Raw genomic sequence first — 15,281 nt, forward strand, 5'->3', positions numbered from 1 at the left:
CTGCCCGACAGCGACGAGCGCCGAAATGTCCGACCCCCGCCCCACCCTGCCCGAACTGGCCCGCTTCAACCAGCACTTCGCCGAACGCATCGTGCCGCTGTGGCAAGGCCCGGGCTGGAACGCCGACATGGCCCTGCCGTACGAAGCGCTGGACGCCCAGCACCATCCGTTGCCGGTGCAGCGCTACCGGGCCATGGCCTGTGCACGCCAGCTGTATCTGTTCAGCAGCCGTATCGGGCAACCGGGCGCCGCGGAGCGTGCCGCAGCCCTGTTTCGCTCGCTGCAAAAGCACTTCCACGATGCCGAGCACGGGGGCTGGTTCTACAGCATCGACGCCCACGGCAAGCCGCTGGACCGGCGCAAGGACCTGTATACCCACGCCTTCATCGTGTTTGCCTGCGCGCACTACTGGGGCAAAGTGCGCGAAAGCCTGGTGGAGTCCACGTTGAATGCCGCGCTGGACATCATCGACCAGCAGTTTGCCCGTGACGATGGCCTGTACGAAGCCTGCCTGGGCGAAGACTGGGCCGACCTCGGCAGTGGCCCGCTGCAGAATCCGCAGATGCACCTGGCCGAAGCGTTCCTGCAAGTAATGGCTGTGCGTGGCGACGAACATGTCCGCCAGTCGCTGCTGCAATTGTGTCAGGCGCTCGAGGCGCATTTCATTGAACCGGCCCATGGCCTGATGCTGGAAAAGCCACGCGGGGCTGTGGATAACTGGTTCGAGCCTGGGCACCAGTTCGAGTGGTTCTATCTACTGCATACCTCCCCGCTGCTGCGTGACACGCCGCTGCATGCGTCAATAGATCGGGCCTTCGGCTTTGCCGAGCAGTTCGGGGTGAAGGATGCGGCAGTACTGGCCATGCTGAATGTGGATGGCCGGGTGCTTGATGCCTCCCAGCGTATCTGGGCGCAGGCCGAGTACCTACGGGCGCTTACATTGCGTGAAGGCAGTGAAGCAAAGCTCGCTGGGCAGTTAGGCGCCCTTTCAGCGCGGTTCCTGCGTGACGCCGGCTGGTATGAGTGCCGAGGGGGTGACGGCGCGGTGAGCAGGGATGACATGCCATCGACCACGCCTTATCACTTGGCTACCTGCCTGGAAGGGCTGAATCAGGCGAATTTCTGACTGTCCATACAACGAACCTGTCAGGGGTGAGCGTTTCCCTCTGCCGGAAGCATCTCCCCACGCCTATGTTGGTGCTCCTTTCTCGAACGTTCAGGAGTAACCAACATGGAAGCAGAAGCCTTCAAGGCATTTGTCGAAGAGCAGATCAACCGAGCGGCACAGAAGATAATCGATCACGGCCACCGCTATGACGAGCACTCCCATGGCAAACTCAGCTACCTGCTAAGCCTGCGCCGTGTCATCAATTGCGAAGCAACGGCCGAGGACATGGGCCGGCATGACGCGATCAACGATGTCCTTCAAGCGTTAGGCATCATCCCTGAAGGCAGAACCGGCTTTAGCTATATCAACTGAGCGATGCGGTTGTTTCGCGAACCGGGTCCTTCCGGTTCGCGGCGTATGCTTAGCCTTTTGATCGGTCGATCGAGAACCCTGCCCAGTCCTGGCTCACCGGCATCAGTTCCAGGCTGTTGATATTGATGTGCGCCGGCTGGTTAAGGATCCAGAAGATGGTCTCGGCAATATCCTGTGGCTGGATCGGCTCCGCACCCGCGTAGGTAGCATCGTACTTGGCCTGGTCACCCCCGAAGCGCACCAGCGAGAACTCGCTCTCGCACAGACCCGGCTCGATGTTGCTCACACGCACACCGGTACCGCGCAGGTCGCAACGCAGGCTCAGCGAGAACTGGCCGACGAAGGCCTTGGTGCCGCCATACACGTTGCTGCCCGGGTACGGGTAGTTGCCCGCCACCGACCCGACGTTCAGGATCGACGCGCCGCGGCCATGGGCGATGAGCCGTGGCAGCAGCAGGCGAGTGGTGTACATCAGGCCCTTGATGTTGGTGTCGACCATGGTTTCCCAGTCGTCCAGGCTGCAGTTCTGCGCAGCATCCACACCCAGCGCCAAGCCGGCGTTGTTGACCAGACCGCGAATTTTTTCAAAGCCGGCCGGCAGATTGGCAATAGCCTGCTCCATGGCTTTGCGGTCACGCACGTCCAGCACCAGGCCATGCACTTCGGTCTTGGCCGACAGTTCAGCGCACAGGGCGTCCAGGCGCTCTTTGCGGCGCCCAGTGAGTACCAGCTTCCAGCCGGCTTCTGCGAAGCGGCGGGCAGTGGCCTCGCCGAAACCGGAAGTCGCGCCAGTGATGAATACGGTGGACGTCATGCTGTGTTCCTCACGGTAGGTTGTCATGGCAGCTTTGCAGCATGCCCGCGCCTGGCCTTGGCAGCAAGCCGTTCAGGGGCTGTTCATTTTTTGTTCATATTCTGCAAACCCTTGCGGCAGAGGGCTCGCCGCCAGGTATACGCATGTTATCCACAAGGCTTTCCCCACGGATTGGGGGCAACTTGTCCACTGCACGGAACCCTTTCAGCAGGTTGTGGTCGGTGGATATCTTGGCGGTGATGGCGCAAGGCTTTCAAACATGCCGCCTGCAGCGGTCTGTCCAAGGTTTTTACACAGAGTTATCCACAGGATTGGCACTGCACTTGAAGCGCACACAGAGATTTTGAAAGCCTGGGAAAATCATCCACAACGGGGATATGAACAAAAAATGATCAAATCGCTACAGGGCTTGATACTCAAGGGCTTGAGCGATATGCCACCATGTTTTCCACAGGCGGCTCCACACTATCCGTGGAAAAGAGTTGGCCTGTGGAAACAATGGCTTGCGAAGGAATATGGGGGTGTTTCGGGAGAAGGGAACGACAAGTTTTCCACATTGAGAAGGGGCTGCATTGCAGCCCCTGCATACAACTCAGTGCCCGCCCAGATAAGCGTTACGCACTTCCTCATTGACCAACAGTTCCTGCCCGGTCCCGGTCATGCGAATCTGCCCGTTGACCATCACATAGGCACGGTCCGACAGTTTCAGCGCATGGTTGGCGTTCTGCTCCACCAGGAAGATGGTCATCCCGGTCTTGGCCAGCTCTCGCAAAGTCGAGAAAATCTGCTTGACCACGATCGGCGCCAGCCCCAGCGAGGGCTCGTCCAGCAACAGCAACTTCGGCCGGCTCATCAGCGCCCGGGCAATCGCCAGCATTTGCTGCTCGCCACCCGACATGGTCATGGCCCGCTGGTTACGCCGCTCCTTCAACCGCGGGAACAGCTCGTACATACGCTGCATGTCTTCGTCGGCATGCTTGTCGCCGATGGGGATGGTACCCATCATCAGGTTTTCCTCGACGGTCATGTCGGGAAACACCCGGCGCCCCTCCGGCGACTGGGCAATGCCGTTGGAGGCGATGTAGTGCGAGGATTTGCGGGTGATGTCGGTGCCGCGGTACACGATATGCCCGGATGCCGCCCGCGGCTGGCCGAAAATCGACATCAGCAGGGTCGACTTGCCGGCACCGTTGGCGCCGATCAGGCTTACCGTCTCGCCCTCGTTGATGTGCATCGAGACTTTCTTCAGTGCCTGGATCGGCCCATAGAACACGTCCAGGTCTTTCAGCTCGAGAATGGGTGCACTCATACCAGTTCCTCTTCGTCTGCACCCAGGTAGGCGGCAATCACCGTCGGGTTGTGGCGGATGTCCTGCGGCGCACCTTCGGCAATCACGTTGCCGTGGTCCAGCACCACGATATGGTCGGAGATGCTCATGACCATGCCCATGTCGTGCTCGATCAGCACCACAGTGATGTCGTGCTCGTCACGCAGCACACGGATCATGCGGCTGAGTGCTTCGGTTTCCTGCGGGTTCAGGCCCGCCGCCGGTTCGTCCAGGCAGATGATCTTCGGCCGCGTGCACATGGCCCGGGCGATTTCCAGACGCCGCTGCTGGCCGTACGACAGCTCGCCGGCCAGGCGGTTGGCGCAATCGACCAGGTCCACTACTTCCAGCCAGTAGAAGGCGTGGTCCAGCGCATCGCTTTCGGCCTTGCGGTAGGCCTTGGTATTGAGCACCCCGGCCAGCAAGTTGCGGTTGACCCACATGTGCTGGGCCACCAGCAGGTTCTCCACCACCGACATTTCCTTGAACAGGCGAATGTTCTGGAAGGTGCGCGCCAGACCGGCGCGATTGACCAAGTGGGTACCGCCGAACATCTTGTAGTACATACGGTTGGCAAAGCGCGCAGGCGACACGAAGTCGGCCGCCTGGAAGCGTTCGCCTAGCAGCTGGATGACGTTGGTGTGGCTGCCGCGCACGTTCAGTTCGATACGTCCGCCACTGGCCTTGTAAAAGCCGGTCAGGCAGTTGAACACCGTGGTCTTGCCGGCGCCGTTGGGGCCGATCAGGGCAAAGATCTGGTTGCGCCGGACCTTCAGGCTGACGTCGCTGAGCGCCTTGATGCCACCGAACTGCATCATCAGGTTGTCGACCGAGAGAATGATATCGTCGCTCATGGCGCCACTCCTTTACGTGGGGTCACACCGGTACGGCTGATACGGATCAGCCCACGCGGTCGCCAGATCATCATCAGCACCATCAGCACGCCGAACAACAACACCCGGTACTCGGAGAAGCTGCGCAGCAGTTCTGGCGCCACGGTCAGCACGAACGCCGCGATGACCACACCCACGGTCGAGCCCATGCCACCCAGCACGACGATGGCGAGGATCAGCGCCGACTCGAAGAATGTGAATGACGACGGGTTGACGAAGCCCTGGTAGGTGGCGAAGAACACCCCGGCCAGACCGGCAGTCGAGGCGCCCAGGGTAAAGGCCGACAGCTTGACCAGCACGTGGTTCAGGCCCATCGAACGGCAGGCGATCTCGTCTTCGCGCAGCGCTTCCCAGGCCCGGCCGACCGGCATGCGAGTCAGGCGATGCTTGATGTACAGCACTGCCAGCACGACCATGAACAGCACCGCGTAGATGAACACGAACTTGAGGCTGGCGTTGTACTCGAAGCCGAAGAACTCGTGGATCGGCACCCCGCCATCCTTGGCCCGGCGGCCGAACTCAAGGCCGAAGAAGGTGGGTGAAGGTGCCGGCATGCCGTTGGGGCCACCGGTGAACGATAGCCAGTTGTTCAGCACCAGGCGGATGATCTCGCCAAAGCCCAGTGTCACGATCGCCAGGTAGTCACCGTGCATGCGCAACACCGGGAAGCCGAGGATGCACCCCGCCAGCGCCGCAGCGATGGCCGCCAGCGGCAGCACGCTCCAGAAGCCCAGCCCCAGGTATTGATAACCCAGCGCCAGGCCGTAGGCACCGATGGCATAGAACGCCACGTAACCCAGGTCGAGCAGGCCGGCCAGGCCGACCACGATGTTCAGGCCAAGGCCCAGCAATACGTAGATCAGGCCGAGGATGACCACGGTCAGCAGGTACTTGTTGGCGAAGATCGGGAAGACGATGGCAATCACGATCAGCGCGGGGATGATATAGCGCAGGCGTGACTTGTAGTCCGGGGCGCTCACATGCACGCCCGATCCCCCGCTGTCGAAGCCCTGGAGCATGCGCAGCCCAGGGGCAGTCTGCAGGAACAGGCTGAGCAGGAAGCGCCCCACCATCACACCGCCGACCAGCCAGGCCACGCGGCGCGGCTCGGCATTGAAGGTGTAGCCGTCGAGCACCACACCAACGACCGGACCAAACACGATAAGTGCCAGCAGGCCAGCGACAATGGTCTCCAGCAGGCTGCGTTTAAGGTCGAAACCCTTGGTTTCGCTAACAGAGGCAGTTTTGGCAACGGACATGTTCACACCTTAGCCACGAGCGGGCGACCCAGCAGGCCTTGTGGGCGGAAGATAAGGATCATCACCAGCAGCGAGAAGCTGAACACATCCTTGTAGTCGGAGTTGATCAGGCCTGAGAACAGCGACTCGGAAATACCCAGGATGATCCCGCCGAGCATGGCACCCGGCAGCGAGCCGATACCCCCGAGCACTGCGGCAGTGAACGCCTTGATACCGATGATGAAGCCGGCGTAGAAGTCGAAGGTGCCGTAGTTCATGGTGATAAGCACGCCGGCCAGGGCGGCCATCACTGCACCGATGACGAACACGTAGGAAATCACCCGGTCGGTGTTGATACCCAGGATCGAGGCCATCTTGCGGTCTTGCTGGGTAGCACGGCACATGCGGCCGAGCTTGGTGTACTTGATCACGTAGGTCAGCAGGCCCATGCCGACAAAGGCCGCCACCAGGATGAAGATCTTGGTATACGTCAGTTGCACGAAGCCGGACCCGACTTCGACACGCATGGCGCCTTCCAGCAGGGTTGGCACGCCTTGCTGGCGGGCGCCCTGGCTGATCTGTGCGTAGTTCTGCAGGATCAGCGAAATGCCGATGGCACTGATCAGCGGTGCCAGGCGGGTGGAGTTACGCAGCGGTTTGTAGGCGATGCGCTCGATGGTGAAACCATAAACGCCGGTGACGACGATGGTGAACAACAAAGTGCCCAGCATCAGCAGGGGGAACGATTCGACACCGAAGTAAGCCAGCAATGCCAGGCTGATCGCCGCGAGGTAAGCGGAGATCATGTACACCTCGCCGTGCGCGAAGTTGATCATGCCGATAATGCCATAGACCATTGTGTAGCCGATGGCGATCAGGCCATAGACCGACCCGAGGGTCAGGCCGTTGACCAACTGCTGCAGGAAAATACCATCCATAACGCAATCTCACCTGATTGAGATTGCACGAGCGCCGACCACGGCGCGGGCCACCTGTGCGGGGCCCTCGCAGCGCAGAACTGTGCAGATCTACGAATAAAGACAGGTACCGCGGGGCTTGGGCCCGAGCAACCGCCCGGGCCGCGGGCCGTTGTTATTTTTGTTTTTCCAGCTGGTGGTATTTACCGGTCTTGTCCCACTGGTAGACCACGTAGTCGGACACGGTCAGGTCGCCCTTGCTGTCCCACTTCTTCTCACCCATGACGGTCTGCACCGGGTTGGCCTTGAGCCACTTGGCAGCGTCTTCGCCCTTGTTCGACTTCGCGCCATTGAACGCGGCAGCCAGAGCCTGCAGCGAAGCGTAGGCGTACAGGGTGTAGCCCTCAGGTTCGGTGCCAGCCTTGCGGAACTCCTCCACCACCGCCTTGCTGTCTGGCAGCAGGCGCGGGTCGGCACCGAAAGTCATGTACACGCCGTCAACGTATTGCGCGCCGCCGGCGGTAGACACCAGTTCGTCGGTGACGATGCCATCATCGGACATGAACTTGACGTCCTTCAGGCCCTGCTCGCGCAGCTGGCGTACCAGCGGGCCGGCTTCCGGGTGCAGGCCGCCGAAATAGACCACGTCGGCACCGGTAGAGCGGATCTTGGTGACCACAGCGCTGAAGTCTTTCTCGCCCCGGGTGAGGCCTTCGTACAGCACAGGCTCCACGCCGCGTTTCTTCAGCTGAGCCTTGGTCGCGTCAGCCAGGCCTTGGCCGTAGGTGTCCTTGTCGTGCAACACCGCGACCTTCTTGCCCTTGAGCACGTCGACGATGTAGTCGCCAGCGACGATACCCTGCTGGTCGTCACGGCCGCACATGCGGAACATGGCGCTCAGGCCGCGCTCCGTGACCGCTGGGTTGGTGGAGCCTGGGGTGATGGCGATCACGCCCGCCTCGTCATATACCTCGGACGCCGGGATCGTGTTGGAGGAACAGAAGTGGCCCACTACGCCGATCACCTTGTCCTGGTCGACCAGTCGGTTGGCCACGGCCACGGCTTGCTTCGGCTCACAGGCGTCATCGCCTTTGACCAGGACGATTTTCTCGCCATTCACGCCACCGGCGGCGTTGATCTTGTCGGCCGCTGCCTGCGCACCTTTCATGTACTGCTCGCCAAACGCTGCGTTGGCACCGGTCATTGGGCCCGCTACACCGATCTTGACGTCGGCCTGAACATACGAAGAAACACCCAGCGCCGTAGCTACGGCCAGAGCCAGGAAACCTTTCTTGTAAAACGTCTGCGACATGAGGTGGTGCTCCTAGAGTTTTTTTGGTTGGCACTACAACTACTCAGCCCTGTGCTCAGAGCAAGGGCCGTGCCATCGGTTTTGTATTCCGGGAAAACACACTGTGAAGGGTGCCGGTAGGCGACGGGCGGCCTTTTCTTTATTGAGCGTGCAACCGTCTGCCATGCGGCAGGCGCCACCACACGTACAGACAAGGAGCAACCGTCGAGTGCCATCATTGCAACCCTGGCAAGTGTTTACGTGCAACCGCCCTGTAACAGCGGACGTCACCGAACTGCACACCGCTGGTGCGCGACTGCTACAGGCGGCACCGTTTCAAGGCTAGCTGGTGCACGGAAAAACACCTCTGTTTTGGCTGTTTCGGCCTCTTCACGGGCACGCCAGCTCCTACAATAGGAGCAAGTCCCCGCACCGTGTAGGAGCGGGCTTGCCCGCGAAGAGGCCGGAACAGCCACATAAGGTGGAAAAGGCTGGCACAATGGCCGCCAATCGCCGCTTCCGGAGCCCCCTTGATGAGCGAAAGCGCATTCGCCGAGCGCATCGTGCACAACCTGCTCGACACCGACTTCTACAAACTCACCATGATGCAGGGCGTGCTGCACAATTACCCGGACGCCGACGTCGAATGGGAATTCCGCTGCCGCAACGGCGAGGATCTGCGCCCCTATCTCGGCGAGATCCGCAATCAGCTCGACTTGCTCAGCGACCTCACCCTGGATGATGGCCAACTGGCCTTCCTCGAACGCATCAGCTTCCTCAAGCCCGACTTTTTACGTTTTCTGCGACTGTTCCGCTTCAACCTGCGTTACGTGCACGTCGGCATCGAAAATGATCAGCTGTTCCTGCGCCTGAAAGGTCCGTGGCTGCATGTGATCCTGTTCGAAGTGCCGCTGCTGGCCATCATCAGCGAAGTACGCAACCGCAATCTGCACCCGCACATGCGCCTGGCCGAGGCGCGGGATCAGTTGTACCGCAAGTTCGACTGGCTGCGCGCGCATGCCAGCGACGACGAGCTGGCCGAACTGCAAGTGGCCGACTTCGGCACCCGCCGGCGCTTTTCCAGCCGCGTGCAGGCGGAAGTGGTAAGGGTGCTGCGCGACGACTTCCCCGGCCGTTTTGTCGGCACCAGCAACGTCGACCTGGCATGGAAACTGGATATCAAGCCGCTGGGCACCATGGCCCACGAGTGGATCATGGCCCACCAGCAGCTCGGCCCACGGCTGATCGACAGCCAGATCGCTGCGCTGGACTGCTGGGTACGCGAGTACCGCGGCCTGCTCGGCATCGCCCTGACCGACTGCATCACCATGGATGCCTTCCTCGGCGATTTCGACCTGTACTTCGCCAAGCTGTTCGACGGCCTGCGCCATGATTCGGGCGAGCCGGTAGCCTGGGCGGAGAAGGCCATTGCCCATTACCAGAAACTGGGTATCGACCCGATGACCAAGACCCTGGTGTTTTCCGACGGCCTCAACCTGACCCGCTCGCTGGAAATTTTCCGCGCCCTGCGCGGACGCATCAACGTCAGCTTTGGCATCGGCACCAACCTGACCTGCGACATCCCAGGTGTGGCACCCATGAACATCGTGCTTAAAATGACCGACTGCAACGGCGCGCCGGTGGCCAAGATTTCTGATGAAGCCGCCAAGACCCAGTGCCGCGACGAGAACTTCGTCGCCTACATGCGTCACGTATTCAAAGTCCCCAGCAAGGAGTAACCCATGCAAGCGGTTCAGCAAGAGATTGCCCAGGCGCTGAAGGTACAGCCGCCGTTCGCCGACGCGGCAGCGCTCGAGGCCGAAGTCGCCCGACGGGTGGCGTTCATCAAGGACTGTCTGGCCAATGCTCGACTCAAGACCTTGGTGCTGGGCATCAGCGGTGGCGTCGACTCACTGACTGCCGCCCTGCTCGCCCAGCGCGCCATCAACGAGCTGCGCGCCGAGACCGGCGACAAGGCCTACACCTTCATTGCCGTGCGCCTGCCGTACCAGGTACAGCATGACGAGCATGACGCCCAGGCATGCCTGGATGTGATCAAGGCAGATGAAGTTCACACGGTGGATATCGCCCCGGCAGTGCGTGCATTGGCAGCTGAAGTGGCGGCGTTGAAGAATGGCTCGCCGACGTTGGTGGACTTCGTGGTTGGCAACGTCAAGGCACGTACCCGAATGGTCGCCCAGTACACCATCGCTGGCGCCCGCGCAGGTCTGGTGATCGGAACCGACCACGCCGCCGAGGCGGTGATGGGCTTCTTTACCAAGTTTGGTGATGGTGCCTGCGACCTGGCGCCGTTGAGTGGGCTGGTGAAGAATCAGGTGCGGGCGATTGCGCGCAGCTTCGGTGCGCCGGAGTCACTGGTGGAAAAGGTGCCAACGGCCGACCTGGAAGACCTGGAGCCGGGCAAGCCGGACGAGGCGTCACATGGCGTGACCTACGCGCAGATCGATGCCTTCCTGCATGGGCAGCCGGTTGACCAGGCAGCGTTCGACATCATCGTCGCCACCTACCGCAAGACCCAGCACAAGCGCGAACTGCCGTTCGCTCCTTGATAAGTGGCCTGCAGGAGCGGGTTCACCCGCGAATACGAGGGTGAACCCACCGACGCATTCGCGGGTGAACCCGCTCCTACAGGGTTCGCCGTCAGCCTTTGATTACTTGACGATGACCTTGCCTTTCATCATCGAGATGTGGCCCGGGAAGGTGCAGAAGAAGCTGTAGTCACCACCGGCTTCCAGCTTGGAAGTGTCGAACTTCACTTCGGTTTCTTTCTCAGGCGCGCCGATCATCTTGGTGTGGGCGATGATCGCGGCGTTGTCAGCCTTCAGGTAGTCCTTATCCAGACCCTGGCTCATGCCTTCGGTGGCAATGGCCTGCATGTCGGCAGTCTTGCTGATCACCAGGTTGTGGCCCATGACGTTCTTCGGCAGGTTGCCAGAGTGGGTCAGTTTGACGGTGAATTCCTTGCAGCTCTTGTCGACAGTGAATTCCTTACTGGTGTAGGACATCTGGTCAGTCGAGTCGACAGTGACCGAGCACTCGGCGGCGAAGACAGAAGCGCTGGCGAGGGTCAGCAGGGATACCGCTACAGCTTTCGCAAACATCATGAATCTCCTTGGCAGGGTTTTATCAATTGCGAGACTGCCTGAAACCGTTCAGCCCCTTGCTGATATGGGTCAAGGGGGTGTCAAGCGGTCAGCCAGTAGAATTGTTCAATGGATTGTATACAACCAATCTAAGGGCACATCATGCCCTTTTATTAGACGATGGGACAACCTCTCATTTAGGAGCAATACCAAATGCCCATCTCCAACTTCCTCAATAGCCTGCTCGCTGCCTACGCCCACGGCGCCACAGGAGCCATCTGCGAATTCTCCCGACCAGAATGAACCCGGCCTTGGAAGCGACGGGCATGCGCCGTACCCTGTGCGCCTGAGTGACAGGAGATGAGCAATGCCCGTACGTTCCGTTTGTGTGTTCTGCGGCGCCAGCATGGGCGCCAACCCTGCCTACCGTGAAGCAGCCGTCGCGCTAGGCCAGGCCATTGCCCGCCGTGGCTTGACCCTGGTGTATGGCGGTGGCGCGGTCGGCTTGATGGGCGTGGTGGCCGACGCGGCCATGGCGGCCGGCGGCGAAGTGGTCGGGATCATTCCGCAGAGCCTGCTGGACGCTGAAGTCGGCCACAAAGGCCTGACCCGCCTGGAAGTGGTGGATGGCATGCATGCGCGCAAGGCCCGCATGGCCGAGCTGAGCGATGCCTTCATTGCCTTGCCGGGAGGGCTGGGTACGCTGGAAGAACTGTTCGAAGTGTGGACCTGGGGGCAGTTGGGCTATCACGCCAAGCCACTCGGGCTACTGGATGTGAACGGTTTCTACGACAAGCTGGGCGGGTTCCTCGACCATATCGTCGAAGAAGGCTTCGTGCGCCCGCAACACCGGGCGATGTTACTGCTGGGGCAGCAGCCGGACGAGCTGCTGGACGGGATGGACAGCTTTGTGGCGCCGGTCGCGCCTAAGTGGGTCGACAAGCAGCCTGATTGAAGCTGAGACTTTTGGGACCGCTTCGCGGTCCTTTCGCGACACAAGGCCGCTCCCACAAAAGCACTGCGTACAGCCGATCAATATGGGAGCGGCCTTGTGTCGCGATGGGCTGCAAAGCAGCCCCAATAGTCGATCAGTTAACGCGGAATGACAGGCTGACGCGGCTTCTTGTTGCCCTTGCCGCCCTTGCTCGCCTCTTTGCGCTCCTTGGCCGCCTGCTGGTTACGCGCAAACGCTTCGGCCTTGGCCTTCTCGCGCTTGTCCCACGGCTTGCTGCCATCGCTGCCACGCGGCGGCAGGCCGGTGTGCTGGGTCAGGATCTTCTGGTCCTTGCCCACCTTGTGGCTCCCCGCCGGGGTCGAGTTCTTGCGGCGCGCGCTCTGGTAGCTGTCGGTCTGCGGCTGGTGCGCCGGAATCAGCTGGTGCTTGCCCGGCCCGATCAGGTCGGCGCGACCCATACGCTGCAGCGCTTCACGCAGCATCGGCCAGCCCTTCGGGTCGTGATAGCGCAAGAACGCCTTGTGCAGACGGCGTTGCTCGTCGCTCTTGACGATCTCCACCCCTTCGCTCTTGTAGGTCACCTTGCGCAGCGGGTTCTTGCCTGAGTGGTACATGGCCGTAGCCGAGGCCATTGGCGACGGGTAGAACGCCTGTACCTGGTCGGCACGGAAGCCATTGCCCTTCAGCCACAGGGCCAGGTTCATCATGTCTTCGTCGGTGGTACCGGGGTGCGCGGCAATGAAGTACGGGATCAGGTACTGCTCCTTGCCCGCTTCTTTCGAGAACTTCTCGAACATGCGCTTGAAGCGGTCGTAGGTGCCGATACCCGGCTTCATCATCTTGTCCAGCGGGCCACGCTCGGTGTGCTCCGGGGCAATCTTCAGGTAGCCGCCAACGTGGTGGGTGACCAGTTCCTTGACGTACTCCGGCGATTCCACCGCCAGGTCGTAGCGCAGGCCGGAAGCAATCAGGATCTTTTTCACACCCGGCAAGGCACGGGCCTTGCGGTACAGCTCGATCAGGGAGCTGTGGTCGGTGTTGAGGTTTTCGCAGATGCCCGGGAACACGCACGATGGCTTGCGGCAGTGCTTCTCGATCTCGTGGCTCTTGCAGGCGATGCGATACATGTTGGCGGTCGGCCCGCCAAGGTCCGAGACCACGCCGGTGAAGCCCGGCACCTTGTCACGCATCTCTTCGATTTCGTGCAGGATCGACTCGTGCGAGCGGTTCTGGATGATGCGGCCTTCATGCTCGGTGATCGAGCAGAAGGTACAGCCACCGAAGCAGCCACGCATGATGTTCACCGAGAAGCGGATCATTTCGTAGGCCGGGATGCGCTCCTTACCGTAGGCGGGGTGCGGCACACGGGCGTACGGCATGCCGAACACGTAGTCCATTTCCTCGGTGCTCATCGGGATGGGTGGTGGGTTGAACCACACATCCACTTCGCCGTGCTTCTGTACCAGGGCACGGGCGTTGCCCGGGTTGGTCTCCAGGTGCAGCACGCGGTTGGCGTGGGCATAGAGCACCGGGTCGTTACGCACCTTTTCGAACGATGGCAGGCGGATCACCGACTTTTCCCGGGTCACGGCCGGGCTGTCGAGAATTTGCACCACCTTGGCTTCGTTCGGGTCTTCCTGGTCGCCCTTGGCCTGCTCGATGGCGCAGGCCTGGGTGTCCTGGGTGTTCACGTACGGGTTGATGATCTTGTCGACGCGACCTGGGCGGTCGATACGGGTGGAGTCGATCTCGTACCAGCCCTGCGGGGTATCGCGGCGCACGAAGGCAGTGCCGCGCACGTCGGTGATGGTTTCGATCTTCTCGCCGCTGGACAGGCGCTGCGCCACCTCGACCACCGCACGCTCGGCGTTGCCGAACAGCAGGATGTCGGCGCTGGCGTCGATCAGGATCGAGTGACGAACCTTGTCCTGCCAGTAGTCGTAGTGGGCGATGCGGCGCAGCGAAGCCTCGATGCCGCCGAGCACGATCGGCACATGCTTGTAGGCTTCCTTGCAGCGCTGGCTGTACACCAGGCTGGCACGGTCCGGACGGCTGCCGGCCAGACCACCCGGGGTGTAGGCATCGTCGGAACGGATCTTCTTGTCCGCGGTGTAGCGGTTGATCATCGAGTCCATGTTACCGGCGGCCACGCCGAAGAACAGGTTCGGTTCGCCGAGCTTCATGAAGTCGTCTTTCGACTGCCAGTTCGGCTGGGCGATGATGCCCACGCGGAAGCCCTGGGCCTCCAGCAGACGGCCAATGATGGCCATGCCGAACGACGGATGGTCGACGTAGGCATCACCGGTCACGATGATGATGTCGCAGGAATCCCAGCCGAGCAGATCCATCTCCTCCCTGCTCATTGGCAGGAAAGGTGCTGGCCCGAAGCATTCGGCCCAGTACTTGGGATAGTCGTAGAGTGGTTTGGCTGCTTGCATGTCAGTGACCGGTTCTGGTGTACAGGGAAATCGCGGGCGCGGAATATAGCACAAATTTTGACCAAATCCGACTGGATTCGTGGGGATTGGTGGGCGGGGCGACGGTTGGGGGATGGACGTGGCAGGTGGTTGGCTTGAGGGGTGTAGTGGGGTTGCCAGGTGTTCGACAGAATCCTTGCAGCGCCTGTGAGATCAAGCGCCGCGCGGGCGGCGCTCGATCTCATAGGCGCTGAAACTGTTGCGGCGAACTCCTGGCGGCCTTCATGCAACCTGAAGCCAACCCCTCACTGCCTCATCCACAGCTCAGCATCATCCATCAGCGCCTTGGCCATCGCACTCAGGTAATGGGCAGCCCAGATCATCATCGGCTTCTCATCCATCAACCCGGTGATGGTCAGTTCGCGCACATAGCCCATCAACTCCGAAGACTGCTCGCGGGCGTCTCTACACTGGATCCCGGGCTCGATGCGGAACAACGGGTGGGGTAAACCCGCTCCCACAGGTACGGTGCAACTCTTGAAGCCTATGGTGAACCTGTAGGAGCGGGTTCACCCGCGAAAGGGCCAGCCCAGGCAATCAACGAAGCCTTACAGCAGGCCCCTGCCCCTGCATCGGGTTGTCTTCAAGAAAAGGGGGATCGTGGGGTGGATCGGGGCAAGGCGATTACTCACAGGAAAACCTGAGCCTGCTTAGACCGATGGCGATCGCGCCCCCTGCTGAGCGATCGCAATTCCTTCAGATTTTTACTGAATGTTTAGCCTATCCAACCCTGAGAAAGTGCTAACCAGCTAATTATTGGTGCTTTTTTCTTTATCTATTAAGAA

Annotated in this window: 14 protein-coding genes; 5 read left to right on the forward strand and 9 right to left on the reverse strand. The window is 61.0% G+C overall.

The annotated features are described in order from the left end of the window. Nucleotides 1–25 precede the first annotated feature (25 nt). Nucleotides 26–1,126 carry an AGE family epimerase/isomerase gene (locus ACZ889_RS01195; protein WP_476257130.1) on the forward strand — a complete coding sequence of 367 codons (1,101 nt, stop codon included), beginning with the start codon at nt 26–28 and terminating at the stop codon, nt 1,124–1,126. 105 nt (nt 1,127–1,231) lie between these two features. Next, on the forward strand, nt 1,232–1,480 hold the full coding sequence (locus ACZ889_RS01200) for a hypothetical protein (RefSeq protein ID WP_010955465.1): 249 nt from the start codon (nt 1,232–1,234) through the stop codon (nt 1,478–1,480). A gap of 49 nt (nt 1,481–1,529) precedes the next feature. Here the strand turns inward: ACZ889_RS01200 and ACZ889_RS01205 are convergent, their stop codons facing one another. The 6 genes from ACZ889_RS01205 to ACZ889_RS01230 all read right to left on the reverse strand — a co-directional run bounded on the left by ACZ889_RS01205 (nt 1,530) and on the right by ACZ889_RS01230 (nt 7,981). After that, nucleotides 1,530–2,294 carry an SDR family oxidoreductase gene (locus ACZ889_RS01205; RefSeq protein ID WP_003249597.1) on the reverse strand — a complete coding sequence of 255 codons (765 nt, stop codon included), beginning with the start codon at nt 2,292–2,294 and terminating at the stop codon, nt 1,530–1,532. 592 nt (nt 2,295–2,886) lie between these two features. Beyond that, nucleotides 2,887–3,603: an ABC transporter ATP-binding protein gene (locus ACZ889_RS01210; RefSeq protein WP_004576969.1), complete on the reverse strand. Its 717-nt coding sequence runs from the start codon at nt 3,601–3,603 to the stop codon at nt 2,887–2,889. Then, entirely contained in the window at nt 3,600–4,475 is an 876-nt protein-coding gene (locus tag ACZ889_RS01215; RefSeq protein ID WP_010955466.1) for an ATP-binding cassette domain-containing protein, read from the reverse strand. The genes ACZ889_RS01210 and ACZ889_RS01215 overlap by 4 nt, the downstream gene beginning before the upstream one ends. Continuing rightward, the gene (gene livM, locus ACZ889_RS01220) at nt 4,472–5,773 is read right to left on the reverse strand and encodes a high-affinity branched-chain amino acid ABC transporter permease LivM (RefSeq protein WP_180689182.1); all 1,302 of its coding nucleotides are present in this window, start codon (nt 5,771–5,773) and stop codon (nt 4,472–4,474) included. Before livM ends, ACZ889_RS01215 begins: the two co-directional genes overlap by 4 nt. Before the next feature lie 2 nt (nt 5,774–5,775). Next, entirely contained in the window at nt 5,776–6,690 is a 915-nt protein-coding gene (locus ACZ889_RS01225; RefSeq protein WP_003249590.1) for an ABC transporter permease subunit, read from the reverse strand. 154 nt (nt 6,691–6,844) lie between these two features. Next, on the reverse strand, nt 6,845–7,981 hold the full coding sequence (locus ACZ889_RS01230; protein WP_014860425.1) for a branched-chain amino acid ABC transporter substrate-binding protein: 1,137 nt from the start codon (nt 7,979–7,981) through the stop codon (nt 6,845–6,847). 512 nt (nt 7,982–8,493) lie between these two features. Here ACZ889_RS01230 and pncB point away from each other — a divergent pair. Together pncB and nadE are read left to right on the forward strand one after the other, a co-directional pair. Further along, nucleotides 8,494–9,699, forward strand: coding sequence for a nicotinate phosphoribosyltransferase (gene pncB / locus ACZ889_RS01235; protein WP_180689181.1), 1,206 nt, complete (start codon nt 8,494–8,496; stop codon nt 9,697–9,699). A 3-nt stretch (nt 9,700–9,702) separates the two neighbouring features. Then, the gene (nadE, locus tag ACZ889_RS01240; RefSeq protein ID WP_003249583.1) at nt 9,703–10,530 is read left to right on the forward strand and encodes an ammonia-dependent NAD(+) synthetase; all 828 of its coding nucleotides are present in this window, start codon (nt 9,703–9,705) and stop codon (nt 10,528–10,530) included. Nucleotides 10,531–10,632: 102 nt separating this feature from the next. On the opposite strand, the gene azu is transcribed toward nadE, so the two are convergent. Then, the gene (gene azu / locus ACZ889_RS01245) at nt 10,633–11,082 is read right to left on the reverse strand and encodes an azurin (protein ID WP_003249580.1); all 450 of its coding nucleotides are present in this window, start codon (nt 11,080–11,082) and stop codon (nt 10,633–10,635) included. 349 nt (nt 11,083–11,431) lie between these two features. Between azu and ACZ889_RS01250 the strand changes: the two genes are divergently transcribed. After that, complete coding sequence (locus tag ACZ889_RS01250) at nt 11,432–12,019, forward strand: LOG family protein (protein WP_003249578.1); 588 nt, start codon at nt 11,432–11,434, stop codon at nt 12,017–12,019. A gap of 137 nt (nt 12,020–12,156) precedes the next feature. Here ACZ889_RS01250 and ACZ889_RS01255 read toward each other — a convergent pair whose 3' ends face one another. Together ACZ889_RS01255 and ACZ889_RS01260 are read right to left on the reverse strand one after the other, a co-directional pair. Beyond that, nucleotides 12,157–14,457, reverse strand: coding sequence for a YgiQ family radical SAM protein (locus ACZ889_RS01255; protein ID WP_088513281.1), 2,301 nt, complete (start codon nt 14,455–14,457; stop codon nt 12,157–12,159). 284 nt (nt 14,458–14,741) lie between these two features. Continuing rightward, a complete protein-coding gene (locus ACZ889_RS01260; protein WP_019438726.1) occupies nt 14,742–14,957 on the reverse strand; it encodes a DUF3077 domain-containing protein in 216 nt (71 codons plus the stop codon). Nucleotides 14,958–15,281 lie beyond the last annotated feature (324 nt).

The organism is Pseudomonas sp. TE3895 (genome assembly GCF_056278855.1).